Annotated in this window: 26 protein-coding genes; 22 read left to right on the forward strand and 4 right to left on the reverse strand. The window is 69.3% G+C overall.

From position 1 onward, the window contains the following. Positions 1–284, forward strand: a 284-nt coding sequence (locus G6035_RS11775; protein WP_176617291.1) for a transposase, incomplete at its 5' end; no start/stop codon positions are given. A gap of 154 nt (positions 285–438) precedes the next feature. Here G6035_RS11775 and G6035_RS11780 read toward each other — a convergent pair. Continuing rightward, positions 439–720 carry a MoaD/ThiS family protein gene (locus G6035_RS11780; protein WP_176617292.1) on the reverse strand — a complete coding sequence of 94 codons (282 nt, stop codon included), beginning with the start codon at positions 718–720 and terminating at the stop codon, positions 439–441. A gap of 2 nt (positions 721–722) precedes the next feature. Continuing rightward, entirely contained in the window at positions 723–1,811 is a 1,089-nt protein-coding gene (moaA, locus tag G6035_RS11785) for a GTP 3',8-cyclase MoaA (RefSeq protein ID WP_256127935.1), read from the reverse strand. 102 nt (positions 1,812–1,913) lie between these two features. On the opposite strand from moaA, the gene G6035_RS11790 reads away from it, so the two are divergent. The 14 genes from G6035_RS11790 (at position 1,914) to G6035_RS11855 (ending at position 15,893) form a co-directional block, all read left to right on the forward strand. Further along, positions 1,914–3,581: a molybdopterin-dependent oxidoreductase gene (locus tag G6035_RS11790; RefSeq protein ID WP_256127936.1), complete on the forward strand. Its 1,668-nt coding sequence runs from the start codon at positions 1,914–1,916 to the stop codon at positions 3,579–3,581. Positions 3,582–3,680: 99 nt separating this feature from the next. After that, the gene (gene glp, locus G6035_RS11795) at positions 3,681–4,958 is read left to right on the forward strand and encodes a gephyrin-like molybdotransferase Glp (protein WP_176617294.1); all 1,278 of its coding nucleotides are present in this window, start codon (positions 3,681–3,683) and stop codon (positions 4,956–4,958) included. After that, positions 4,946–5,458, forward strand: a complete 513-nt coding sequence (moaC, locus tag G6035_RS11800) for a cyclic pyranopterin monophosphate synthase MoaC (protein ID WP_176617295.1) — start codon at positions 4,946–4,948, stop codon at positions 5,456–5,458. The genes glp and moaC overlap by 13 nt, the downstream gene beginning before the upstream one ends. Further along, positions 5,455–5,955 carry a MogA/MoaB family molybdenum cofactor biosynthesis protein gene (locus G6035_RS11805; RefSeq protein ID WP_176617296.1) on the forward strand — a complete coding sequence of 167 codons (501 nt, stop codon included), beginning with the start codon at positions 5,455–5,457 and terminating at the stop codon, positions 5,953–5,955. The genes moaC and G6035_RS11805 overlap by 4 nt, the downstream gene beginning before the upstream one ends. Further along, positions 5,945–6,445, forward strand: coding sequence for a molybdenum cofactor biosynthesis protein MoaE (locus tag G6035_RS11810; protein ID WP_176617297.1), 501 nt, complete (start codon positions 5,945–5,947; stop codon positions 6,443–6,445). Before G6035_RS11805 ends, G6035_RS11810 begins: the two co-directional genes overlap by 11 nt. A gap of 10 nt (positions 6,446–6,455) precedes the next feature. Next, positions 6,456–7,214, forward strand: a complete 759-nt coding sequence (gene dapB, locus G6035_RS11815; protein WP_176617298.1) for a 4-hydroxy-tetrahydrodipicolinate reductase — start codon at positions 6,456–6,458, stop codon at positions 7,212–7,214. Between the two features lie 4 nt (positions 7,215–7,218). Further along, positions 7,219–7,695, forward strand: coding sequence for a hypothetical protein (locus G6035_RS11820; protein WP_176617299.1), 477 nt, complete (start codon positions 7,219–7,221; stop codon positions 7,693–7,695). A gap of 93 nt (positions 7,696–7,788) precedes the next feature. Beyond that, positions 7,789–8,595: an alpha/beta hydrolase family protein gene (locus G6035_RS11825; RefSeq protein WP_176617300.1), complete on the forward strand. Its 807-nt coding sequence runs from the start codon at positions 7,789–7,791 to the stop codon at positions 8,593–8,595. A gap of 49 nt (positions 8,596–8,644) precedes the next feature. Further along, positions 8,645–9,550 carry a 4-hydroxy-tetrahydrodipicolinate synthase gene (gene dapA, locus G6035_RS11830; RefSeq protein ID WP_176617301.1) on the forward strand — a complete coding sequence of 302 codons (906 nt, stop codon included), beginning with the start codon at positions 8,645–8,647 and terminating at the stop codon, positions 9,548–9,550. A gap of 2 nt (positions 9,551–9,552) precedes the next feature. Continuing rightward, on the forward strand, positions 9,553–11,244 hold the full coding sequence (locus G6035_RS11835) for a ribonuclease J (protein ID WP_176617302.1): 1,692 nt from the start codon (positions 9,553–9,555) through the stop codon (positions 11,242–11,244). A gap of 68 nt (positions 11,245–11,312) precedes the next feature. Further along, complete coding sequence (locus G6035_RS11840; protein ID WP_176617303.1) at positions 11,313–14,180, forward strand: DNA translocase FtsK; 2,868 nt, start codon at positions 11,313–11,315, stop codon at positions 14,178–14,180. A gap of 43 nt (positions 14,181–14,223) precedes the next feature. Further along, a complete protein-coding gene (gene pgsA / locus G6035_RS11845; protein ID WP_176617304.1) occupies positions 14,224–14,823 on the forward strand; it encodes a CDP-diacylglycerol--glycerol-3-phosphate 3-phosphatidyltransferase in 600 nt (199 codons plus the stop codon). Between the two features lie 2 nt (positions 14,824–14,825). After that, a complete protein-coding gene (locus G6035_RS11850; protein WP_309145236.1) occupies positions 14,826–15,323 on the forward strand; it encodes a CinA family protein in 498 nt (165 codons plus the stop codon). Between the two features lie 129 nt (positions 15,324–15,452). Beyond that, positions 15,453–15,893 carry a helix-turn-helix domain-containing protein gene (locus tag G6035_RS11855; RefSeq protein ID WP_176617305.1) on the forward strand — a complete coding sequence of 147 codons (441 nt, stop codon included), beginning with the start codon at positions 15,453–15,455 and terminating at the stop codon, positions 15,891–15,893. A 171-nt stretch (positions 15,894–16,064) separates the two neighbouring features. Here G6035_RS11855 and G6035_RS11860 read toward each other — a convergent pair whose 3' ends face one another. Continuing rightward, positions 16,065–16,550, reverse strand: a complete 486-nt coding sequence (locus G6035_RS11860) for a MarR family winged helix-turn-helix transcriptional regulator (protein WP_176617306.1) — start codon at positions 16,548–16,550, stop codon at positions 16,065–16,067. Between the two features lie 58 nt (positions 16,551–16,608). Between G6035_RS11860 and G6035_RS11865 the strand changes: the two genes are divergently transcribed. The 7 genes from G6035_RS11865 (at position 16,609) to dapF (ending at position 23,549) form a co-directional block, all read left to right on the forward strand. Continuing rightward, positions 16,609–16,830: a DUF3046 domain-containing protein gene (locus G6035_RS11865; protein WP_176617307.1), complete on the forward strand. Its 222-nt coding sequence runs from the start codon at positions 16,609–16,611 to the stop codon at positions 16,828–16,830. A gap of 251 nt (positions 16,831–17,081) precedes the next feature. Further along, complete coding sequence (recA, locus tag G6035_RS11870; RefSeq protein WP_176617308.1) at positions 17,082–18,134, forward strand: recombinase RecA; 1,053 nt, start codon at positions 17,082–17,084, stop codon at positions 18,132–18,134. Between the two features lie 7 nt (positions 18,135–18,141). Next, on the forward strand, positions 18,142–18,684 hold the full coding sequence (locus G6035_RS11875; protein WP_371130992.1) for a regulatory protein RecX: 543 nt from the start codon (positions 18,142–18,144) through the stop codon (positions 18,682–18,684). A 66-nt stretch (positions 18,685–18,750) separates the two neighbouring features. Then, entirely contained in the window at positions 18,751–20,007 is a 1,257-nt protein-coding gene (locus tag G6035_RS11880; protein ID WP_371130993.1) for a hypothetical protein, read from the forward strand. Positions 20,008–20,061: 54 nt separating this feature from the next. After that, positions 20,062–21,630 (forward strand): tRNA (N6-isopentenyl adenosine(37)-C2)-methylthiotransferase MiaB, encoded by a 1,569-nt coding sequence (gene miaB / locus G6035_RS11885; protein ID WP_176617310.1) that lies wholly within the window; start codon positions 20,062–20,064, stop codon positions 21,628–21,630. A gap of 38 nt (positions 21,631–21,668) precedes the next feature. After that, complete coding sequence (gene miaA / locus G6035_RS11890) at positions 21,669–22,619, forward strand: tRNA (adenosine(37)-N6)-dimethylallyltransferase MiaA (RefSeq protein WP_371130994.1); 951 nt, start codon at positions 21,669–21,671, stop codon at positions 22,617–22,619. 9 nt (positions 22,620–22,628) lie between these two features. Continuing rightward, positions 22,629–23,549 carry a diaminopimelate epimerase gene (gene dapF / locus G6035_RS11895; RefSeq protein ID WP_176617312.1) on the forward strand — a complete coding sequence of 307 codons (921 nt, stop codon included), beginning with the start codon at positions 22,629–22,631 and terminating at the stop codon, positions 23,547–23,549. Here the strand turns inward: dapF and G6035_RS11900 are convergent. Beyond that, the gene (locus G6035_RS11900; protein WP_176617313.1) at positions 23,546–24,187 is read right to left on the reverse strand and encodes a class I SAM-dependent methyltransferase; all 642 of its coding nucleotides are present in this window, start codon (positions 24,185–24,187) and stop codon (positions 23,546–23,548) included. The genes dapF and G6035_RS11900 overlap by 4 nt on opposite strands. Between the last annotated feature and the right edge of the window lie 48 nt (positions 24,188–24,235).

Consider the following 24,235-nt stretch of genomic DNA (forward strand, 5'->3'; position numbering starts at 1 on the left):
ACGCGTGGGCCGAGTTCGTCCCGTTCCTGCAGTTCGACCGGGAGATCCGCCGGATCGTGTGCACGACCAACGCGATCGAGTCCGTGAACGCCCGGATCCGCAAGGCCGTCCGTGCCCGCGGCCACTTCCCGAACGAGCAAGCCGCACTTAAATGCGTCTACCTCGCCGTGATGGCCCTTGACCCCACCGGACGTGGCAGGGCCCGGTGGACCCAACGATGGAAGGGCGCGCTGAACGCCTTCGACATCGCATTCAACGGCCGGCTGTCCGCCCACAGCCACTAACCGAGATACACCGTTAAGTTGGCAGTCCCGCCCCGCACCACCGTCACCACCCCCACCGGCCACCACTACATCACCACCGCACCGCCACTGCCCGGCCCCGCCAGGCAACACCCCACATGATGCCGACCGTCAGGCGGGGGAAAAGGTCAGCCGGTTACCCGCCGGCGAACGGCGGGAGGACGTCGACGACGTCGTCCGGGGCCAGCGCGGTGGCCAGGTTGCGCTGGGAAACCTCGTTGACCAGGAAGCTGCACCGTGTCAGCAGCTCGGAGAGTGGGGGAGTGCTCGATGAAGCAGACACCGGAAACGACTCGACCAGGAACTTCGAGAGGTCGCCGAGCGTGAAGGGCGCCGTCCCGGCCAACGCCGCCAGGTCCACCGCCTGCTCTTCAACACCCGTCGCCGCCGCGGCGGCGGCAAAAAATCGTACGTCCATTCTCAGCCTCCTATGGCGCTCATGCTGCGGTCGGGCTGGACAAAATCAGCGTCGCCCAGGCCCGGATGGCCCATGCCGTGGGCCTTCGGCTTCGCCCACATGGCGTCCTGCCAGCGGGCGGTGACAGCATCGTCGTCGGCCGGGGACGCCCCGGCACGCAGCAGCACCAGCAGGTCTACTTCGGTGCGGGAAAACAGGCAGCTCATCACCTTGCCTTCGGCGGTGATGCGGGTGCGGCGGCAGTCGGCGCAAAACGGTTCGGTCACCGACGCGATGATGCCCACGGTGCCCAGGAGCTCCCCGGTGCCGGGGCGCCGGACCTCAAAGCGTTCGGCGGGGGCGCCGTCGCGTGCGCGGGGGTCGGGCGAGAGGGCGAAGCCGCGGCCAAGCAGGGCGCGGATTTCGGCGGCGGTGATCATGCCCTCGCGGGTCCAGCCGTGGTCGGCGTCCAGCGGCATCTGTTCGATGAACCGCAGCTCGCAGCCGCGTTCCAGGCACCAGTCCAGCAGCTCCACCGCATGGTGGTCATTGACGCCACGCATTAGCACGGCATTGACCTTGACCGGGGGCAGGCCCGCGGCAGCGGCGGCGTCAATGCCGGCCAGCACCTGGTCCAGGAACGGCCGTCGCGTGAGCTGGAGGAAGGCGTCGTGGTGCAGGGTGTCCATGGAGACATTCAGCCGCGTCAACCCGGCGTCGGCCAGGGCCTGGGCCTTGCGGGCCAGCCCCACGCCGTTGGTGGTCAGCGAAATGGGCAGCTCAGGATGGTTGGCGCGCAGCGCGGCAATGATGTCCACGAGATCTGCGCGCACCAGCGGTTCGCCGCCCGTCAGCCGCAGCTCGCGCACACCGAGGCGGTCCACGCCCAGCCCCACCAGCCGCACAATCTCGGCGGCAGTCAACAGCTTGTCCTTCTTCAGCCACTCCAGCCCGTTCTCGGGCATGCAGTATAGGCAGCGCAGGTTGCATTTGTCCGTCAGCGACAGGCGCATGTCCGTGGCCGTCCGGCCAAACTGGTCAAGCAGCCCGGCTGCCGGCCCCGGCGCCCATGCTGCGGGGCGTGCGGGGGCTGCGCCGGGAACCGCCGGCATGCCCAATAGTGTGCGTCCCGTATCCATGCCACCACGCTACGCCATCGGCGCCATTTGGGGGCAGGCGGAGCTTTGCCCCGCCCGCGAAACTAGAATTGTGACATGGGGCTGCCGGACCTTGCCCCCAACGGAAGGGAAGCCATGGAGGCGCGTCGCAACTGGGGCTTGGCCGGAGTGGTGTGCACGGGCGTGGGCGTGGCGGCCGGTGAACTCATCGCCGCCGTGGTGAGCCCGTCGGCGTCGCCCGTGAGCGCCGTGGGGCAGGGTGTCATCGGCGCACTGCCCGGGGGCACCAAGGAATGGGCCATCCACCTCTTCGGAACCTCGGACAAAACCGTCTTCCTTGCCACCATGGTGGTGATCATGGCCGTGCTGGCCGCCGTCGCCGGGCTGCTCGAACGCACCCGCCGGGGTCTTGGCCTGGCCCTCATTGCGGTGTTTGGTGTCGCCGGGATCGTCGCGGTGGCCGCCCGGCCGGACATCTCCGGCATGGCGTTCGTGGCCCCCGTGGTTGCAGCCGGACTCGCGATGGTGCTGCTGGCCTGGGTCCGCAGCAGGTTCCTCGCGCCGTCGCTGGCCCGGGTGCTGAAGGCGGAGTACGACGCCCGGAGGCGGGCCCGGGTTCCCGGCCCGCCTCCCGTGCCGGCCCCCGCAGATACGGCCCCCGAACCAACCGACCCGGCCGCGGGCGCCGGGCAGGGCACCACCCGCCGCAGCTTCCTCGGATACATGGGCGCCGGCGCGGCCGTGGCAGTGCTCGCCGGCGGTGCCGCGGTCATGCTGCGCAGGGCGTCGGTTGCGGTGGCGGGGCTGCGCGCGAAGGTCGTGCTGCCCCGCGCCCTCCGGCCCGCGCCGCCGGTCCCCGCCGCCGCAGTCCTGGACATTGCCGGCATCACCCCGCTGGTCACGGACCCCAACAATTTTTACCGCATCGACACGGCGCTGGTGGTCCCGGCCGTGAACTCCGATACGTGGAAGCTGACCGTGACCGGGCTGGTGGAGCATGAAATCACCATGGACTTTGCCCAGCTCCTGGCCAAGCCGATGGTGGAAAGCTATGTGACCATCGGCTGCGTCTCCAACGACGTCGGCGGGAACCTGGTGGGCAACGCCCGCTGGCTCGGCTGGCCGGTGCGGGAGCTGCTGGCCGAGGCCGGGGTGAAACCCGGGGCGGACATGGTCCTCTCGCGCAGCACCGACGGATTCACCGCCGGCACCCCGCTGGCGGCCATGACGGATGCCAGGAACGCCATGATCGCCGTGGGCATGGACGGCGCGCCGCTGCCGTTGGTGCACGGCTACCCGGCACGGCTCATAGTGCCGGGCCTGTATGGCTACGTCTCCGCCACGAAATGGCTGGCCGAGCTGAAGGTCACCACCTTCACCGCCGACCAGGGCTACTGGACGCCGCTGGGATGGAGCGCGCTCGGGCCGATCAAGACGGCGTCGCGCATCGACGTCCCGAACGCCGGTGCGACGCCCGCGGCCGGCCGGTATGTGGCAGCCGGCGTGGCGTGGTCGCCGGAGCGCGGCATCGCGGCCGTGCAGGTCCAGCTCGACGGCGGGCCCTGGCAGGGTGCCACGCTGGCGGCCGCGCTGAACAAGGACACCTGGGTCCAGTGGCAGGCACCCCTGGACCTCACGGCGGGGCACCACCAGCTGAAGGTCCGCGCCGTCGACGGGACCGGGGCCGTCCAGACAGGCGACATTGCCCCGCCCGCGCCAAACGGGGCCACGGGCTGGCACACGGTTGAATTCACCGCACGGTGACGGGCATCCGCGGGCGCGCCACCCCGCCGGGGGAGCCCCGGACGTCACCTAGGATGGGTCTAACGTCCGCCGCCGCATGTTGTTCCGGGAGGAAAACCGATGCGTAGAACAGTTGCAGAACACCAACAGGCCGTGCTTGAAATGCTGGGCCGCGCCTGGCAGGGCACCGGCGGTGTCCCGTTGTTGCACGACGCCGCAACCCGGGTTCCGCTGACCGGGCTGCCCGGGCGTGTGCTGGCTGCCGAACTGCTGGCGCCCATCGACCTGCCGCCGTTTGCCAACTCCCAGATGGACGGCTTCGCCATCCGGGTGGACCCGTCAGCGAAACAACCCCATAACATTGATTCCAGAAAATCAACCATCTACCGTGTGGCGAAAACGATCCCGGCCGGGATCCTGCCCCCGCCCCTGGAACCGGGCACCGCCGCCCCGATCATGACCGGGGCAATGCTCCCGGCGGGGGCCAACGCCGTGGTGCCCGTGGAGCAGGCCCGCCCGGCCGCCTTTCCGGCGGCAGGCGGCACGGTGAAGCTGCCGGCCACCCGGCCCGGCACCTTTGTCCGCGCGAAGGGCAGCGACCTCGCCGCCGGCAGCGTTGCCATCGCCGAAGGTACGCTGCTGAACGCCGCCCACATCGGCCTGGCTTCCGCCTTGGGCTGCAGTTCCCTGCCGGTGCGCCCGGAACCGCGCGTGCTCCTGGTGACCACGGGCGACGAAGTGTTGCTGCCGGGGGACCCCCGGGCCGCGGACGGCCTGCCGGAGGGGAGGATCTTCGACGCCAACATGGCGCTGCTGCGCGCCAACCTGGTGCAGGCCGGGGTTGAGGTGGTCCTGGCGCCCGTGGTCCGGGACGAGCCCCACGCGCTGCTGGAGGTGCTGGACGGGTATGTGGACAGTGTGGACCTGATCCTGTCCACCGGCGGCATCAGCGCCGGCGCCTTTGAAGTTGTGAAGCAGGCCCTGTCCGGGCTCGACGTGGACTTTGTCTCCCTGGCCCTGCAGCCGGGCGGGCCCCAGGCGCTGGGCACGTACAAGGGCGTGCCGTTCATCGGTTTCCCCGGCAACCCCGTCAGCGGCGTGGTCTCCTTTGAACTGTTCCTGCGCCCGGCGCTGACGGCGCTGCTGGGCGCCCCGGCACCGCGCCGGCGGGTCCTGGCAGCCCTGGAGAACGCGCTGGACTCGCCGGCCGGCAAGTACCAGGTCCGCCGCGGCGTGTACCAGGGCCCGGGGTTTGAATCCGCGGCCTCCGTGCGCGAGGTGGGCGGCCCGTCGTCGCACTTGCTGGGGGCCTTGGCCCAGGCCAACGCGCTCATTCACATCCCGGCGGGGGTCACGGAATTGCACGCCGGGTCAAAGGTGGAAGTATGGCTGTTGTGACTGATCCCCAGACCCCTGAATTAACCCACCTGCGCCACGACGGCACGGCCCACATGGTGGACGTCTCCGCCAAGGCCGCCACCGTCCGGGAGGCCACCGCCACCGGCACGGTGCACACGACCCCGGCGGTCATGGCGCTGCTGGGCGCGGGCGAGCTGCCGAAGGGCGACGCCCTGGCCGTGGCCCGCGTGGCCGGCATCATGGGCGCCAAAAAGACGCCGGAACTCATTCCCCTGTGCCACCCGCTGCCAATTTCCAAGGTCACGGTCGACTTTGGGCTCGGCGCCGCCGCCGTCACCATCACGGCCACCGTCAAGACCCGTGGCGTCACGGGCGTGGAGATGGAGGCGCTGACGGCCGTCTCCGTTGCGGCGCTGAGCGTGTACGACATGGTCAAGGCCGTGGACAAGCACGCCGTCATCTCCGGCATCCAGGTGCTGGCCAAGAGCGGCGGCAAGAGCGGGGACTGGACCGCCGGGCCCGCGGAGGTGGCGCAGTGAGTGCCTGCGAACCCGCTGCCGGGCCGGGCCGGGCCGGGGTGGTCATCGCCTCCACCCGGGCCGCCCTGGGCGTCTACGCGGACAAGACCGGGCCCGTCATCACCGGCTGGCTGCGGGAACACGGATTCGACGTCGCCGAGCCCGTGGTGGTGCCCGACGGCGCCCCCGTCGGCGCGGCCCTGCGCGCCCTGCTGGCGCAACGGCCCGCCGTCGTGCTGACCAGCGGCGGCACCGGACTGAGCCCCACCGACGAAACCCCGGAAATGACCCTGCCGCTGCTGGACCGCGAGGTCCCGGGCATCATGGAGGCCATCCGCGCAGCGGGCCTGGCCAAGACGCCCATGGCCGCCCTCAGCCGCGGGCACGCGGGCCTGGCGGGGCGGACGTTCGTGGTGAACCTGCCGGGCTCGCCGTCCGGCGTCATGGACGGGCTGGCCGTGCTTGATCCCCTCATCGGGCACATCTGCGAACAGGTGGGAGGCGGGCATGGACACTAACCTTGAGGTGGTCGCCGCGCTGCTGAGCTCCGCGCCGATCTCGGTGGACGCCGCCATGGCCGCCGTGGAATCGGACACGGCCGGTGCCGTGGTCAGTTTTAGCGGCATTGTCCGCAACCACGACGCCGGAAAGCAGGTGGCGCGGCTGTCCTACAGCGCCCATCCGCTCGCCCAGGGCGTGCTCGATTCCGTGGTGGCCTCCGTGGCCGAGGGCGCCGCCGACCCCGACGGGCACCCGGTGCGCGTCTGGGTGGCCCACCGCGTGGGCCCGCTGGAAATCGGCGAGCCCGCGCTGGTTGCCGCCGTCGCCTCATCGCACCGGGCCGAGGCCTTCGCGGTGTGCTCGGAACTCGTGGAACGGATCAAGGCCGAGGTGCCGATCTGGAAGGAACAGTTCTTCACCGACGGCACGGCGGAGTGGGTGGGCGCCGGGGCGCTGCCCGACGCCGGCGCTGGGACGGCGGACAATCCGGGGGCTGAAAGCCAGTAGTCTTAAAAGCATGAGTGAAATGCTGAGGGTGGCCGTGCTCGGTGCCAAGGGACGAATGGGGGCAGCTGCCGTTGCGGCCGTCGGGGAAGCCGAGGGCATGGAGCTGGTGGCCGCGCTGGGCCGCAACGATCCCCTGGACAGGCTGGTGGAAAAGGGCGTGCAGGTGGTGGTGGACCTGACCGTCCCCACCTCCACGGAGGCCAACGTCCGCTTCGCCGTGGAACACGGGATCCACGCCGTGGTGGGCACCACCGGCTGGGATGCCGCACGCCTGGCTTCCCTGGCGGACCTGCTGGCCTTCCATCCCGCAACCGGGGTGCTGATCGCCCCCAACTTTGCCCTGGGCTCGGTGCTGGCCACCCACTTTGCCGCCAAGGCCGCAAAATACTTCGACTCGGTGGAGATCATCGAGCTGCACCACCCGCGCAAGGTGGACGCACCCTCCGGCACCGCGCTGCGCACCGCCGCGCTCGTGGCCAAGGCCCGCAGCGACGCCGGCGTCCCGGCCGCACCAGACGCCACGGAGACCGAACTCGACGGCGCCCGCGGCGCCTCGGTGGACGGCATCCCCGTGCACAGCGTCCGGCTCGCCGGCCTCGTGGCACACCAGGAGGTGCTGCTGGGCAGCCCGGGGGAAGCGCTGACCATCCGCCACGACTCCTTCAACCACGCCTCCTTCATGCCCGGCGTGCTGCTGGGCGTGCGCACCGTGGGGACACGCCCCGGACTGACCGTGGGCCTCGACGGCTACCTCGACCTTGAAGGCTGACCCCATGTCAAAGACAACAAGGCCCGGGATCCGCATCTCGAAGACGAAGGTCTGGGTGGCGCTGATCTGCCTGCTGCTGGTGTTTTACCTGGTGGTCATGTTCCAGCGCTCCTTCACGCTGATGTTCGTCTCCCCGGAGTGGCAGGCCAAGGCCATGGGCGCCGGCTACTTCCTCATCCCGCTCGTGGCCGCGTGGGCGCTCATCAAGGAAGTGCTCTTTGGCGCCCGCACCGAGAAGCTGGCCAACATCCTTGAGGCCGAGGGCGGCCTGCCGGTGGACAACCTCCCGCGCACGCCCGGCGGCCGGATCGTCCGCGCCGCCGCCGACGCCGAATTTGAAAAATACCGGCTGGAGGCTGAGGCCGCGCCCGGCGACTGGCGCTCCTGGTTCCGGCTCTCCTGCGCCTACGACGCCGCCGGGGACCGCAAGCGCGCCCGCAAGGCCATGCGCGACGCCTTCACCCTGTACCGCGCCGGCTGACGCAGCACTCCGGGCTGCCGGACGCGGCCTCCTCGCCGGCAGATCCCCGGGCCACGGCCGCACTACCCGACCCATGCAAGAGGCAGGACCAAGGTGACCAGCACCCACAACCCGGACGACGGCGTCGAACTTTCCTACGATGTGGTGGGGGAGGGCGACCCCATCCTGCTGCTCCACGGCAGCGCGCTCAGCCGCGCCATCTGGCGTGGCTTTGGCTACACCAAGGCATTGCGCGAAAACCACACCGTCATCACGATGGACCTGCGCGGGCACGGCCGCTCCGGCAAGCCGCACACCCAGGCGGCGTACGCCATGGACGTGCTCGTGGCGGACGCCCTGGCCGTGCTGGACGCCGCGGGTGCGCCACGGGCCCACATCGGCGGCTATTCGGTGGGCTCACGCATCGGCTACTCCCTGGCCGTGGCCGCCCCGGAGCGGCTGCTTTCGCTGACCACCCTGGGCGGGACCTACCGCATCCAGCCCGGAAGCGTGGGCAGGCTGTTTTTCCCCGGGTATGACGCCGCCCTCGGCTCCGGCGGCATGCCCGCCTTCGTTGCCGGCTGGGAGGCACAGATAGGCGGCCCGCTCGACCCGCAGACCAAGGCAGCCTTCCTGGCCAATGACGCGGCGGCCCTGCAGGCCTACTTCCGCCAGACGGAGGCCGAACCCGCCATCGCCGAGGCCGACGTGGCCGCCCTGGCCATGCCCGCCCTGCTGCTGGCCGGCACGGCGGACAGGGACCGGCTGGCGGACTCCCGGCGCGCGGCCGGCCTCATGCCCCATGCGCGGCTCGTGGAACTGCCCGGGCGCAACCACGGCACCACGCTGTTTCCCGCCCAGCCGGTCCTTGACGAATGGCTGCCGTTCCTGCAGGACGGCCGGTCGGCAGACCGTCCATAACGTGGCGCACGTTGAACGAATCGGCCCGGTAGCAGGTAACGTTTTACCCATGTCTGAGTCTGCTATTGCCACCCGCCCCTTTGGAACACTGGTGCCCGCCATGGTCACCCCCTTCACCGAGGACGGGGCCGTCGACTACAAACAGGCAGCGGCGCTGGCCAACAAGCTGGTCGACGACGGCTGCGACGGCATCCTGGTCACCGGCACCACGGGCGAAACCTCCACCCTGACGGACGAGGAAAACCTGGGCATGTTCCAGGCCGTCCTGGACGCCGTGGGGGACCGGGCCCGCGTCATCGCCGGCACCGGCACCAATGACACCCGCCACTCCATCAGCCTGTCCCGGCGCGCCGCGGCCCTGGGCGTCCACGGCCTGCTGATCGTCACCCCCTACTACAACAAGCCCAGCCAGGCCGGCATCCAGGCGCACTTCACGGCCATTGCCGACTCCACCGATCTGCCCGTCATGCTCTATGACATCCCCGGCCGGGCCGGCGTGCCCATTGCCACCGAAACCATCATCAAGCTGGCCGACCACCCGCGCATCACCGCCCTCAAGGATGCCAAGGCCGACTTCAGCGCCACCACCCGCGTGCTCGCCAACACCGACCTCGACGTCTACTCGGGCGACGACGGACTGACCCTGCCGCTCATGGCCGCCGGCGCCGTCGGCCTGGTCAGCGTCAGCGCCCACGTGGCGCCGCAAAAGTTCCGTGCCCTCGTCGACGCCGCTGCCGCCGGCGACTTCGCCACGGCCCGCCGCCTCCATTTTGAGCTGGACCCGGTGGTGCGTGCCACCATGGGCCACATCCAGGGTGCCGTGTCGGTCAAGCAGATTCTCAAGTGGCAGGGAATCCTGCCCACCTCGGTGGTCCGCCTTCCCCTCGTGGAACCGGGTGCGGCCGAGATTGCCCTGATCAAGGCTGACCTTGCGGAAGCTGGAATGGAATTGTAGACATGACCCAAATGACCGAGCCCGGTCTGCTCGCCCCGCCCGCACTGGCGCCGGACACGCTGCGCATTGTCCCACTCGGCGGCATCGGCGAGATCGGTCGCAACATGACCGTCTTTGAAATTGACGGCAAGCTGCTCATTGTGGACTGCGGGGTGCTCTTCCCCGAGGAGGACCAGCCGGGCGTGGACCTGATCCTGCCGGACTTTTCCTACATTGAGGACCGTCTGGAGGACGTGGTGGGCGTGGTGCTCACCCACGGCCACGAGGACCACATCGGCGCCGTGCCCTACCTGCTGCGCCTGCGCAACGACATTCCCCTGATCGGTTCGCAGCTGACGCTGGCCTTCGTTGAAGCCAAGCTCACCGAGCACCGCCTCAAGCCCTGGACGCTGACGGTCATGGAAGGCCAGGTGGAGCAGTTCGGCCCGTTCCAGTGCGAATTCGTCGCCGTCAACCACTCCATCCCGGACGCCCTGGCCGTGTTCATCCGCACGGGCGGGGGCACCGTGCTGCACACCGGCGACTTCAAGATGGACCAGCTGCCGCTGGACGGCCGGCGCACCGACCTGCGCCACCTGGCCCGCCTGGGCGAGGAAGGCGTGGACCTTTTCCTGGTGGATTCCACGAACGCCGACGTACCCGGCTTCACCACCAGCGAGGCGGAGATCGGACCGACGCTGGAGGCGCTGTTCGGCCAGGCCGACAAGCGCATCATCGTGGCCAGCTTCTCCTCCCACGTCCACCGGGTCCAGCAGGTCCTCAACGCCGCCGTGCAGCACGACCGCAAGGTGGCCTTCGTGGGCCGCTCCATGGTCCGCAACATGGCCATTGCCGCGAAGCTGGGCTATCTGTCCGTGCCGGACAACGTGCTCGTGGACCTGAAAAACGTCAACCAGCTGCCGGACAGCCAGGTGGTGCTCATGTCCACCGGGTCCCAGGGCGAACCCATGGCCGCCCTGTCCCGCATGGCCAACGGGGACCACAAGATCGCGGTGGGCCAGGGCGACACCGTCATCCTGGCGTCCTCGCTGATCCCCGGCAACGAAAACGCCGTGTTCCGGATCATCAACGGCCTGCTCAAGCGCGGCGCCGACGTCATCCACAAGGGCACGGCCAAGGTGCACGTCTCCGGGCACGCAGCGGCCGGGGAGCTGCTGTACTGCTACAACCTCGTGGAGCCCAGGAATGTCATGCCGGTGCACGGGGAAACCCGCCACCTGATTGCCAACGGCAGGATCGCGCAGTCCTCCGGCGTGCCGGCCTCGAATGTGCTGTTGACCGGCGACGGCGCGGTGATCGACCTGGCCGCGGGCCGGGCGAGGATCGTCGGCCAGGTCGAATGCGGCTTCGTGTACGTCGATGGCCAGAGCGTGGGCGAAATCACCGACGAGGACCTCAAGGACCGGCGCATCCTTGGCGATGAAGGATTCATCTCCATTATCACCGTCGTCAACCGCTCCACGGGCAAGATCGTCTCCGGCCCGGACATCCACGCGCGGGGCATGGCCGAGGACGACGCCGTCTTTGACGAGATCAAGCCCAGGATCGCCGCCGCACTCGAGGAAGCCGTCACGGCCAGCACGGACCACACCACCCACCAGCTCCAGCAGGTGGTGCGCCGGGTGATCGGCACCTGGGTCAACCGCAGGCTCCGCCGCCGCCCCATGATCATCCCGGTGGTCCTGGAGGCCTAGCCCGCCACCACTGCCGCCGGGAGCGGAAATCCGCGGAAAGTTGCGCCAAACAAGGTAGCTTTAAGGTTATGGCGACTCGTTCTTCCCCCGCTCGCGCGTCCGCCGGCAAGCAAGGTGGCAGTTCCACGCGCCCTGCGAAGACCGCCAAAATGCCGAGCGCCCGCAGCAGGCAATCCGTTCCCGAACCGCAGCATGTCTGGCCGGTGCGCTTTGCCGTCGGCATCTGGCAGGGGCTCGGACACCTCGTCGGCGGGGCGGTGCGCCGCATGGGCGCCGACGTCAGCGGCATCGCCCACGAGGAGCGGCGCGACGGCAGCGGGCTGTTCTTCATCCTGCTCGCGGCCCTGATCGCCACCTTCGAGTGGTGGGGCCTGGCCGGCGGCCTGGCCGACGCCGTCCACGGCGTCTTCCAGGGGACCTTCGGCTGGTTCGCGGCCATGTTGCCGCCCATGTTGCTGATCTTTGCCATCCTGGTCTTCCGCCAGCCGGGCAATGTCCGCGCCAACAACCGGGTGGCCATCGGGTTTTCCCTCATGATCATTTCCGGCTGCGCCCTGGCCCACGTGGCCGGCGGCATGCCGGACGCCGCCAGCGGCTTTGCCGGCGTCAGCCGGGCCGGAGGCATGGTCGGCATGATCGCCGGCGGCCTGGTCGCCGCGGCCAGCCCCGTGCTGGCCATCGCCGTGTTCTCCATCCTGGCCTTCTTCAGCGTCCTGATCCTCACGGCCACGCCCCTGCGCCACATCCCGGACCGGCTGCGGGCGCTCTACACGCAGCTGGTGGGTGCGGGCCCGCAGTACGATCCCGCGGACAACGGCCACGACCAGAGCTACCTGTACGACCGTGACGGCCTCCCCAAGGAGAAGAAGTCCCGGGCCCTGCGCGGCCGCAAGAAGGCCGCCGCCGAGGCCCTGGAAGCCGGCCGTGACACCGACGGTGCGTTCGAGACCGCGCTGGTGGACGCGGACGACGACGATGCCCTGCCCACGGCGCCGGCCGCGCCTTCCCTGCCACCGGGCGTCCGGCGCCCCACGCGTGACGAGCTGGCCGCGGACAAGATCAAGGCACGCCAGGGGCTGCCCACCACGGCCGGCGGCCGTGGGGCCGCTGACGGCCACGGCCCCGAAGCGGTCACCGAGGCCATCGGGATCGTCGCCGCCAACGCCGCAACCCACGCCATCCCGGCCGCTCCCACCACCTTGCCCGCGCCCATTCCGGCACGGTCGGAACAACTGCAGCTCTCCGGCGACGTCACCTACACCCTGCCGGAATCGGAGTTCCTGCCGGCCGGTCCGCCAGGGAAGGAAGCCACGGAGGCGAACGACGCCGTCGTGGCCGCGCTGACCGACACCCTGAACCAGTTCAACGTGGACGCGGCCGTCACCGGCTTCAGCCGCGGCCCCACCGTCACGCGGTACGAAATTGAGCTGGCCCCGGGCACCAAGGTGGAGCGGGTCACCGCCCTGAGCAAGAACATCTCCTACGCGGTGGCGTCCTCGGACGTGCGCATCCTCAGCCCCATCCCCGGCAAGAGCGCCATCGGCATTGAAATCCCCAACGCGGACAAGGAAATCGTGGTGCTCGGCGACGTGCTCCGCTCCGCCAACGCCCGCCGCACCGACCACCCCATGGTGATGGGCGTCGGAAAGGACGTCGAGGGCGGCTTCGTCGTGGCGAACCTGGCAAAGATGCCCCACCTGCTCGTGGCCGGCGCCACCGGCGCCGGAAAGTCCTCCTTCGTCAACTCCATGATCACCTCCATCCTTATGCGGGCCACGCCCGACGAGGTCCGCATGGTCATGGTGGACCCCAAACGGGTGGAACTGACCGCCTACGAAGGCGTGCCGCACCTGATCACCCCCATCATCACGAACCCGAAGAAGGCCGCCGAGGCGCTCCAGTGGGTGGTGCGGGAGATGGACCAGCGCTACGACGACCTCGCCAACTACGGCTTCAAGCACATTGATGAGTTCAACAAGGCCGTCAAGGCCGGCAAGGTCCACCCGCCCGTGGACTCCAAGCGCGTCATCCGCCCGTACCCGTACCTGCTGGTGATCGTGGACGAGCTCGCCGACCTGATGATGGTGGCCCCCCGCGACGTGGAGGATTCCATTGTCCGCATCACCCAGCTGGCCCGTGCCGCCGGCATCCACCTGGTGCTGGCCACCCAGCGTCCGTCCGTGGACGTGGTGACCGGCCTGATCAAGGCCAACGTCCCGTCCCGCATGGCGTTTGCCACCTCCTCCGTCACCGACTCCCGCGTGGTCCTGGACCAGCCCGGCGCCGAGAAGCTGCTGGGCCAGGGTGACGCCCTGTTCCTGCCCATGGGCAAGTCCAAGCCCATGCGCGTCCAGGGCGCCTGGGTCACGGAAGCGGAAATCAAGCGCGTCGTGGACCACGTCAAGGGCCAGCTCACCGTCCACTACCGCGACGACGTGGCCGTGGAAGCGCCCAAGAAGCAGATCGACGACGACATCGGGGACGATCTGGAGGTGCTGCTGCAGGCCACCGAACTGGTGGTCACCACGCAGTTCGGTTCCACCTCGATGCTCCAGCGCAAGCTGCGCGTCGGTTTCGCCAAGGCCGGGCGCCTCATGGACCTGCTGGAGTCCCGGGGTGTGGTGGGCCCGTCCGAAGGCTCCAAGGCCCGCGACGTCCTCGTCAAGCCCGACGACCTTGCCGCCACCCTCGCCGCCATCCGCGGCGACGGCCCCGTGCCGGCCGGTCCGGGCGGCGACGGGGAGCCCGACGGCGGCGAGGCGCCCGCCGTCGACCCGATGACCGCGGCCCTGGCGGAGAACGCGAACGCCAACCATGGCTGGGGCACCGACCTGGTGGCCGAGGACCTGGCCGGCCGTCCCGAAGCCGTGGACTACTACGACGGGGACGACTCCGACGACGACGGCGAGGACGCCTGGTCGCTGACGGGCCGGTAGGCCCGCCTAGCTGCCCGGCACGGAATGGCGATAGCCTTGCACCGTGACCGATAACGCCGCGCCCGTGCCTGCCAGCCCTTCAAACTGGAACCTGCCCAACGCCCTGACCCTGCTGCGCATCGTGCTGGTGCCGTTCTTCATCTGGTTCTTCCTGGCCGACGACGGCCGCTACGGCTGGTGGCGCTGGGCGGCCGTGGTGGTGTTCCTGGTTGCCATCTACACCGACAAGCTCGACGGCGACATCGCCCGGGCACGCGGGCTCATCACGAGCTTTGGCAAGATCGCGGACCCGATCGCGGACAAGCTGCTGATTGGCTCGGCCCTCATCATGCTGTCCGCCACGGGGGAGCTGTGGTGGTGGGTCACCATTGTGATGCTGGTCCGGGAAGTCGGCATCACGGCCCTGCGGTTCGTGGTGATCCGCTACGGCGTCATGGCCGCGTCCAAGGGCGGCAAGCTCAAGACCGTGCTGCAGACGGTGGCCATATTTGTCTACCTGCTGCCGGTCACCCCGGCCACGCCGTGGCTGTCCGTCGTCGCGCTGGTCATCATGCTGGCCGCGCTGGCCGTCACCGTGGTCACGGGGGCCGACTACCTGATTAAGGCCGTGCAGCTGCGCAACGCCGGCCGCGGGGCTAAGTAGCCGTGGCGGTTCCGGGCATGGACCTGGCCGCCCTGGTGGCCGACGCCACGGCGGCGGGCCTGAGCGTGGCGACTGCGGAGTCCCTGACAGGCGGGCTGCTGGCCGCCACCCTGGTCGACGTGCCGGGCGCGTCCGGCATGCTCAACGGCGGCGTGGTCGCCTACCAAAACGAGGTCAAGGTGCGCGCGCTGGGCGTCCCCTCCGAACTTTTGGCCGAACACGGCGCGGTCGATGCCCGGGTGGCCTGCGCCATGGCCCTGGGCGCCTGCCATGTGGCGGGCGCCCGGGTGGGCCTGTCCACCACCGGGGTGGCCGGCCCCGAGCCGCACCAGGGCAAGGCCGTGGGGCATGTGTTCATCGGCGTGGCCATCGACGGGGAGGTGCAGGCCTACGAATACCACTTTGGCGGTGACCGGGCCATGGTCCGCCAGCAGGCTGTCGACGAGGCACTTGCGCTGCTCCACCAGGTGGTCGCCGCGGCCCGGGAACAAAAGTTGTGACCGAATAGTTAGTGATAGTGAACGCATTGGTTGGTGTATGCCCCTAGGATGGGATGACCAACTGGGGTGTGGCCTTTTCGGAACAGCCGAAGAGGATAAATATAAATTGCGAGGAGCAAGGCGATAACGATGGTGAAACAACCCGTATCCGTAAACGGCGTGGTGCGCTGGCGGGATGTGGGTTTGGCGGATGAGGCAAAGCATCAGCAGAAGGAGCGCAAAATGGTGGTTCTACGCCACGAGATTGGAGACGTCCTTCGGGATGTACGCCAGCGTCAAGGCCGCACACTCCGCGAAGTCTCACACAACGCACGCGTCTCACTCGGCTACCTGAGCGAGGTGGAGCGCGGGCAGAAGGAAGCTTCGTCCGAGCTGCTGTCCTCAATCTGCTCTGCCTTGGATGTGCCCCTCTCACTCATGCTCCGTGAAGTGAGCGACCGTTTGGCCATCGCCGAAGGCGTGGCCGTCCCGGACACCGTTCCGCAGGAGTTCGCGGCCCGCTATGGCCGCGACCTCAACGAGGAACTCTCCGACGAACTGCGCAAGGGACTCATGTCCAACGCCTACTAGGCGCCCACGGCGCCTGGACCGGCACTTGCCGAATAAGGCTGCCGCCCCGGCCCCCAACCGGAACGCGGCCCCGAATTTAGTTTTAGTCAAGCCCCGCGGTGTGTGGGCTTGAGACGAAAAGCGGCCCCCGCCCCCTGGGCGGGGGCCGCTTTGCTGCGTCAGGGCAACTGCTCAGCGGGCGGCGTCATCGTTGAGCCTGGCGATAAGCTCCGCCAGGGTGGTGAGGTCCTTGGGGTCCCAATGGGCCAGCAGGCTGTGGAAGGCCCGCTGCCGGCCGTCATGGACCTCGCGCATCTTGGCCAGGCCCTGGGGCGTGAGCTCAATCAGCTGGGCCCGCCCATCGCGGGGGTCCGCTTCCTTGCGGACGAGCCCCACGCTTTCCAGAAAGCTGATCTGCCGGCTCACCGACGGCTTCCCCACACCAATGCACCGGGCCAGCTCCGTCAGGCGCATGCCGCCCTGTTTCAGGAGGACGGACAGCAGCCCGTAGGCGGCCGGCTCAAGGTCGGGGTGCACGCTGCGGGACAGGGAGTGGCTCGTGGCGCGGGCACGGCGCCACAAGAGGCTCAGCTCAACTTCCAGTACCTCAATGGCCGACTGGGTCTCGGCGGGGAGGGGCGGACTGGCGTTGCCGTCCGGCGCAGCTTCTGTGGTCATGGCCCAAGTCTAGCTATTCGCCGCCTGCCGGCAGGCCCGGCCGTGCGAGAATGGAACTGTGCGAGTAAGCGAATTTTGGCGATTGATGGACGACGAGTTCACCCCGGGGTATTCCCGGGTGCTGGCCAGGGAACTGCACCTGACGGGAGTGGGCGGGAAGACGGCCCTGGATGCCCTCTCGGCCGGGTACGATCCCCGGGAGGTCTGGCTGGAAGTGTGCCAGATGCAGGACGTGCCGCAGTCGCGGAGGCTGGGGCGCGACATCCCCGTGAAGAAATAGCAGCACCCCCGACGGCGACACGCCGCACCGGGACTCGAAGATCTATTCGAGCACGCCTACAATTGAACCGGCGGGTATGGCGGGGACGAACAAGTTTTCCACATATTCGGCCGCAGGGCCGGACCGGACCGGACAATGTCAGAGCCTTGAACTAGCGTTTTAAGTAATTAAACCAACACCCGCCGGCTGCGCACCACGAGCAGCCCGGACGGGGCCGATGAATCGGCACAGATGAAAGACCGAGGTGAACCATGGCTGCTCCTGCAGACCGTGAAAAGGCGCTGGCCGCAGCACTGGCCCAGATCGACAAGCAGTACGGCAAGGGTTCGGTCATGCGGCTGGGCGACGACGTCAGGGCCCCAATTGAAGTCATCCCCACCGGCTCCATTGCCCTGGACGTCGCCCTGGGCATTGGCGGGCTGCCCCGTGGCCGCGTCGTGGAGATCTACGGCCCGGAATCGTCGGGTAAGACCACCGTGGCCCTGCACGCCGTGGCGAACGCGCAGAAGAACGGCGGCATTGCGGCGTTCATCGACGCCGAGCACGCCCTGGACCCGGACTATGCCGCCAAGCTCGGCGTGGACACCGACGCCCTTCTGGTGTCGCAGCCGGACACGGGCGAGCAGGCCCTGGAAATCATGGACATGCTGATCGGCTCCGGCTCCCTGGACGTCATCGTCATCGACTCCGTGGCAGCACTGGTCCCGCGCGCCGAAATTGAAGGCGACATGGGCGACAGCCACGTCGGCCTGCAGGCCCGGCTCATGAGCCAGGCGCTGCGCAAGATCACCGGGCGCCTGAGCCAGACCAAGACCACCGCCATCTTCATCAACCAGCTGCGCGAAAAGATCGGCGTGTTCTTCGGCAGCCCGGAGACCACCACGGGCGGAAAGGCGTTGAAGTTCTACGCCTCCATCCGCATCGACGTCCGCCGCATCCAGACCCTGAAGGAAGGGTCCGACGCCGTCGGAAACCGTACCAAGGCCAAGGTCGTCAAGAACAAGATGGCCCCGCCCTTCAAGATTGCCGAGTTCGACATCATCTACGGCCAGGGCATTTCCCGCGAAGGCGGGATTATCGACATGGGCGTGGAGCACGGCATCATCCGCAAGTCGGGATCATGGTTTACCTATGACGGGGACCAGCTGGGGCAGGGCATGGAGAATTCCCGCCGTTTCCTGCGCGACAACCCGGAACTCGCCGCGGAACTCGAGCGCCTGATCAAGGAGAAGCTGGGTGTGGGCGTCGCCGCTGAACCTGAAGCGGAGGCAGCACCGAAGCTGAAGGCCGTCGACGGCTTCTAGGCACCCCGTGAACACCAGATGCCCCGGCCCGGAACCGGAACAGGACCCCGACGCCAACCCGGCGTCGGTGGCCCGGTCCGTCATCCTGCGCCAGCTGACCAACTCGCCCAAGAGCCGGTACCAGCTGGCCCGGAAACTGGCCGAACGGCATGTCCCCGAGGACGTTGCGGAGGCGGTACTGGACCGCTTCGAGGAAGTCAAGCTTGTCGACGACGCCGAATTCGCCCAGCTCTGGGTGCGCAGCCGGGCCCGCAACAAGTCGATGGCCCGTGAGGCACTTAAGCGTGAACTGGCCGAGAAGGGGATCGCCCCGGAGCTGGCCGAGGAAGCGCTGGCCCAGGTCAGCGACGAAGACGAGGCGGACAACGCCGAAGCCTTGGTGCGCCGGAAGCTGCGCGGGTCCATGGACCTGGCCGACCGGGACGAGCGCGAGAAGTACACGCGCCGCTGGGTGGCCATGCTTGCGCGCAAGGGTTTCAGCCCGTCGGCGGGCTTTGCCGTGGTGGGCCGGCTCATCGATGAACACCTGGATGGCGAATCACCGCAGTAATTGCCGCCAAATCCGGGCCGGCCGCAGTTATGCTGGCCACCTATGATTAGTTTTCCGCGTCGAGGAGTGAGTGTCCTGGCAGCCGCAGCAGCTGCCGGGTTGATCGTGGTTTCCGGAGTTTCCGCCAGCCCCGTCCAGGCCGACGACGGACCGCCCAGCGGATACCCCACCTGGTCCGACGTGCAAAAGGCGAAGGGAAACGCCGCCGCCACGCAGGCGGAAGTGGTGAAAATCAACGGGCTGCTGGCCAGCCTGTCCGCCGAATCCGACACCCTCGGCACCGCCGCCGTCCAGGCCGGCGCCGTCTACGCCGCCACCCAGGCGAAACTGGACACGGTCACCGGCCAGGTGAACGTCCTGCGGGCCCAGGCCGGCCGGGCGGAAAAGCAGGCCCGCGGCTACCAGCAGGACGTGGCGGCCGTGGCCGTGCAAAGCTACAAGTCCGGCGGGGCCAACCTCGGCATCTTCGACACCCTGGCCACCCTGGGCTCCAGCAATGCGCTGCAGGGCCTGGGCCTGCTGGCACAGGTGGGGGAACAGACCGCTGACCGTGCCGTCAGGGCCAAGGATGCCACGGCCGTGGCGGACGCGCTCACCAAGTCGCGCCAGTCGGCAGAAGCTGAGCAGGCCACCCTGACGGCGGCATCGAAATCCGCGCTGGCAGCCGCCGTTGCGGCCCAGCAGGCCGTCGCCAACCAACTGGCTGCCCGGAAAAAGGACAGCGTCACCCTGAATGCGCAGCTGGCGTCGCTGAACCACACCACGGCCGCCGTCGAAAAGAAGTACCGCCAGGGCCAGGAGGCGCTGGCAGCCTACGAGGCCGCACAGGAAGCCAAGCGCCGGGCCGCCGCGGCTGAGGCGGCACGGGAGGCCGCCGCCGCCCAGGCTGCGGCAGCTGCGGCAGCCGCGCAGCAGCAGGCCAACCAGGCAGCGCCGGCACCGCAGGCCGCCCCGGCCACCTCCGGTTTCATCCCGGTGGCGGTCCTGCTGCCGAACATCCCCGGCGGCGCCGTCAACGACCCCGCCGGGGCACAGGCCTACGCCGCGTCCCGTCTGGGTGGCTACGGCTGGCCGCAAAGCCAGTTCCAGTGCCTGCTCCAGCTCTGGAACCAGGAGTCCGGCTGGCTGACCAACGCCACCAACCAGAGCAGCGGGGCCTATGGCGTCGCCCAGGCACTGCCTCCCGGCAAGTACTCCGACACCGGCGCCGACTGGCTCACCAACTACCGCACCCAGATCGACTGGGGCCTGGGCTACATCAGCAACCGCTACGGTTCCCCGTGCGGCGCCTGGGCCCACGAGGTGTCCAACAACTGGTACTGACGGACCCCGGGCAGGCATTTAGCGCCTTTCCCCGGCAGGACTTAAGCTTGATGGGTGAGCCTGACCCTAGACAGCGTTGATTCTTCCGCCACCTCCAGCCGCCCCCGCACCTACCAGGTGCGCACCTACGGCTGCCAAATGAACGTCCATGATTCCGAACGCATGGCCGGCCTGCTCGAGGCAGCCGGCCTGGTGTCCCTGGCCGACGCCGGCGACGCGCCGGTGCGCGACGGCCACGGCGGGCCCGTGCCCGACGTGGTGGTGTTCAACACCTGTGCCGTGCGCGAAAACGCGGACAACAAGCTCTACGGCAATCTCGGGATGCTCGCCCACATCAAGGAAACCAACCCCGGCATGCAAATTGCCGTCGGCGGCTGCCTGGCGCAGAAGGACCGCGACACCATCCAAAAGCGCGCCCCCTGGGTGGATGTGGTCTTTGGCACGCACAACGTCGGAGCCCTGCCGGTCCTGCTGGAACGCGCCCGCCACAACGCCGACGCCCAGATGGAAATCCTGGAATCCCTGGACGTGTTCCCTTCCACGCTGCCCACCCGCCGCGACGCCGTCTACTCCGGCTGGGTCAGCATCTCGGTGGGCTGCAACAACACGTGCACCTTTTGCATCGTGCCTTCCCTGCGCGGCAAGGAACGCGACCGCCGCCCCGGGGAAATCCTGGCCGAGATCCAGGCCCTCGTGGACGACGGCGCCATCGAGGTCACGCTGCTGGGCCAGAACGTGAACTCGTACGGCGTGGAGTTTGGCGACCGGCTGGCCTTTGGCAAGCTGCTGCGCGCCTGCGGCGGGATCAAGGGGCTGGAGCGCGTGCGCTTCACCAGCCCGCACCCGGCCGCGTTCACCGACGACGTCATCGCCGCCATGGCCGAAACCCCCAACGTCATGCCCCAGCTGCACATGCCGCTGCAGTCCGGCTCGGACAAGGTCCTCAAGGATATGCGTCGTTCGTACCGCTCGGCGAAATTCCTGGGCATCCTGGAGAAGGTGCGCGAAAAGATGCCGGACGCGGCCATCTCCACCGACATCATCGTCGGCTTCCCCGGGGAAACCGAGGAGGATTTCCAGGCCACGCTCGACGTCGTCGAAAAGTCACGCTTCGCCACCGCCTTCACCTTCCAGTACTCCAAGCGCCCCGGCACCCCCGCAGCGGATCTGCCGGACCAGCTGCCCAAGGAAGTGGTGCAGGAACGTTTCCTACGCCTGACCGCGCTGCAGGACAGGATCGCCGCCGAGGAAAACGCCCGGCAGGTGGGCCGCACCGTGGAGGTCATGGTCACGGCGCAGTCCGGCCGCAAGGCCACCGAAACGCACCGGCTGTCCGGCCGCGCCCAGGACCAGCGCCTGGTCCACTTCAGCGTCCCCGAGGGCGCCACGGCGCCGCGCCCGGGCGACGTCGTCACCGTCACCATCACCGGGGCTGCGGCCTTCCACCTGGTGGCGGACCCGTCACCGGCGGACTACCGGCTGCGCCGCACCCGGGCCGGCGACGCCTGGGACCTGGCCCAGGCCGATTCCTGCGGCGCACCGGCCCCGGGCGCCGGCACGTCCGCCGGGGGCCGGCAGGCAGTGTCCCTGGGCATGCCTGCGCTGCCCGTGCGCAGCGCGTGAGCCCAGCCGGCGCGCCGCGGGCCGGCCGCAGGGACGCGGTGCCGCCCGTTGTCGCCGTCGTCGGGCCCACGGGTTCGGGCAAGTCGGAGCTGGCCCTGCAGCTGGCCGAACGGTTCAACGGTGAGGCCGTCAACGCCGACTCCATGCAGTTCTACCGCGGCATGGACATCGGCACCGCCAAGCTGCCGCCGGCCGAACGCCGCGGCATCCCGCACCACCTGATGGATTTTCTCGGCGTCCGGGAAGACACCACGGTGGCCGGGTTCCAGGCGATGGCCCGCGCTGCCGTCGCGGACATCCAGTCCCGCGGGAAGCTGCCCATCCTTGTGGGCGGCTCCGGGCTGTACGTGCGCGCCGCCGTGGACGTGCTGGAATTCCCCGGCACGGATCCGGGCGTGCGTGCCCGCCTGGAAGCGGAGCTCGACGCCGGCGGGCCGGACGCGCTGGCCGCCCGCCTGGCCCGCGTGGATCCGGTGTCGGCGGCCCGCATCCGCGACGGCAGGCGGCTGGTCCGCGCCCTGGAAGTCCACGAACTGACGGGCCGCCCGTTCAGCTCCTTCATGCCGGAGCGGCAGTACGTCCAGCCGACGCTGCAGATCGGGCTCAACGGCGACAGGGCCGCCTTGCACCAACGGCTGGCGGCCCGCGTCGACGCCATGGTCGCCGCCGGGCTGGAAGAGGAGGTGCGGGCCCTCATCCCGCAGGGCCTGCGGGAAGGCCGGACCGCGCGCAAGGCGCTGGGCTACCAGCAGTTCCTGCGCGTCATCGACGGCACTTCCACGGTGGAGCAGGCGGCCGGGGACACCGTCACGGCCACGCGGCAGTTTGCGCGCCGCCAGCTGACCTGGTTCCGCGCCGACCCCCGCGTCCAGTGGCTCGATTGGTCACAACCGGACCTCGGCGCGGCTGCCGCGGCGCTCGTGGACCGCGTCTGGGGCGGCACGGCAGCGGCAGGCGGGGAGTCCGGCGTCGAACCCGAGGTGCCTTAGTCTTAAACCATGACTGACACGCTTGGCACCCTGACCGGACTCCGCTTCGCCAAGGGGCACGGCACCGGCAACGATTTCGTCCTGGTGGCCGATCCCGACGGCGAACGCGAACTCGCCCCGGAGCAGGTCGCCCAGTTGTGCGACCGGCACCTGGGCATCGGCGCCGACGGGCTCATCCGCGCCGTCCGTTCCGTGCACCTGCCGGAGGGCGCGGCGCTGCTGGGGCAAAACCCGGACGCCGAATGGTTCATGGACTACCGCAATGGCGACGGCTCGCTGTCGGAGATGTGCGGCAACGGCGTGCGCGTCTTTGTGCACTTCCTCATCAACCAGGGCCTGGCCGTCCTGGCCGAGGGCGAGGCGCTGACCATCGGCACCCGGGGCGGCCCCAAGGTGGTGTCCCGCACCGCCGGCGGCTACCGCGTGGACATGGGGCCGTGGGAGTTCATCTTCCCGCAGCAGGCCCGCGAGCACGGCACGGATTCGCTGGTGGAGGCCGCCGGCCTGGAGGTGGCCCGCCCCGCCCTGTCGGTGGACATGGGCAACCCGCACACCGTGGTGGCGCTGGCCGACCGCGGAGAACTTGCGCGCACGGTCCTGGTGGATGCGCCGTCCGTGACCCCGCTTCCGCCCCACGGCACCAACGTGGAGTTTGCCGTGCCCGCCGAGCCGCTGGTGACCGGCGACGTCGGCAACATCACCATGCGTGTCCACGAACGTGGCGTGGGGGAGACCATGTCCTGCGGCACCGGGGCGTGTGCCGCAGCGGCCGCGACCCGTTTCTGGGCCGGTGCCGACGCCCCGGACACCTGGGCCGTGGCGGTGCCCGGCGGCACCGTGGGCGTACGGTTCTTCGCCGCCCCCGACGGCCGCGAACACGTGGAACTGAGCGGGCCGGCAGTGATTGTCGCCGACGGGGTGCTCGCCTAGACGGCGGCGGGGCGCAGGACCTTCAGGATCCGGAACGCCTTGTGCGTTGAATCGCGGGAAACCGTGAACCCGGCATCCGGGTACCGTTCGGCAAGCTCCCCGGCGAGCCAGCGCTGGAGCGAATCCGAGCCCAGGTTCTTTTGCACCACCAGGTAGGCCGTGCCGCCGGCGGCCAGGCGGGGCAGCCACATCAGCAGGATCGAATGCAGCTCCGACTTGCCCACCCGGATGGGGGGATTGGACCAGATGGTGTTGAAACGCACGGCCGGGTCCACGGCGTCGGGCGTGGACGCGCGCACATTGGCCAGGCCCAAGGCGGCGGCGTTGTCGTTCGTCAAGTCGATGGAGCGCTGGTTGACGTCCACGGCATGGACGGTGGCACCGGGGGAGCGCAGCGCCAGGGTCAGGGCCACGGGCCCCCAGCCGCAGCCAATGTCGAGCAGGTGTCCCTCCGGGGACGGCGGCGGCGCCCCGTTGAGGAGCACGGTGGTGCCCTTGTCCACGCCGTCCGGGCTGAAAATGCCGCCGGCCGTCTGCAGGCGGCGTTCGGCACCGGCCAGGAACACCGTCAGCGGCCGCCGCTTCAGCGGCGTGGACGGCTGTGGACTGAAGTAATGATCTGCTCCCTGAGTACCCATAGTCCTGCCAGATTAGTGGCAATTGCGGGCCAACGGTATTTGGGCACT

Source organism: Arthrobacter sp. SDTb3-6 (assembly GCF_013376095.1).
Classification (GTDB): domain Bacteria; phylum Actinomycetota; class Actinomycetes; order Actinomycetales; family Micrococcaceae; genus Specibacter.

Coding starts and splice junctions, on each gene's coding strand:
- G6035_RS11855 (WP_176617305.1), top strand. CDS start 15,453: ATGGTGAAACAACCCGTATCCGTAAACGGCGTGGTGCGCTGGCGGGAT.
- dapA (WP_176617301.1), top strand. CDS start 8,645: ATGTCTGAGTCTGCTATTGCCACCCGCCCCTTTGGAACACTGGTGCCC.
- glp (WP_176617294.1), top strand. CDS start 3,681: ATGCGTAGAACAGTTGCAGAACACCAACAGGCCGTGCTTGAAATGCTG.
- moaA (WP_256127935.1), bottom strand. CDS start 1,811: ATGCCGGCGGTTCCCGGCGCAGCCCCCGCACGCCCCGCAGCATGGGCG.
- G6035_RS11840 (WP_176617303.1), top strand. CDS start 11,313: ATGGCGACTCGTTCTTCCCCCGCTCGCGCGTCCGCCGGCAAGCAAGGT.
- G6035_RS11780 (WP_176617292.1), bottom strand. CDS start 720: ATGGACGTACGATTTTTTGCCGCCGCCGCGGCGGCGACGGGTGTTGAA.
- recA (WP_176617308.1), top strand. CDS start 17,082: ATGGCTGCTCCTGCAGACCGTGAAAAGGCGCTGGCCGCAGCACTGGCC.
- G6035_RS11835 (WP_176617302.1), top strand. CDS start 9,553: ATGACCCAAATGACCGAGCCCGGTCTGCTCGCCCCGCCCGCACTGGCG.
- G6035_RS11820 (WP_176617299.1), top strand. CDS start 7,219: ATGTCAAAGACAACAAGGCCCGGGATCCGCATCTCGAAGACGAAGGTC.
- G6035_RS11810 (WP_176617297.1), top strand. CDS start 5,945: ATGGACACTAACCTTGAGGTGGTCGCCGCGCTGCTGAGCTCCGCGCCG.
- moaC (WP_176617295.1), top strand. CDS start 4,946: ATGGCTGTTGTGACTGATCCCCAGACCCCTGAATTAACCCACCTGCGC.
- G6035_RS11790 (WP_256127936.1), top strand. CDS start 1,914: ATGGGGCTGCCGGACCTTGCCCCCAACGGAAGGGAAGCCATGGAGGCG.
- dapF (WP_176617312.1), top strand. CDS start 22,629: ATGACTGACACGCTTGGCACCCTGACCGGACTCCGCTTCGCCAAGGGG.
- G6035_RS11900 (WP_176617313.1), bottom strand. CDS start 24,187: ATGGGTACTCAGGGAGCAGATCATTACTTCAGTCCACAGCCGTCCACG.
- dapB (WP_176617298.1), top strand. CDS start 6,456: ATGAGTGAAATGCTGAGGGTGGCCGTGCTCGGTGCCAAGGGACGAATG.
- G6035_RS11860 (WP_176617306.1), bottom strand. CDS start 16,550: ATGACCACAGAAGCTGCGCCGGACGGCAACGCCAGTCCGCCCCTCCCC.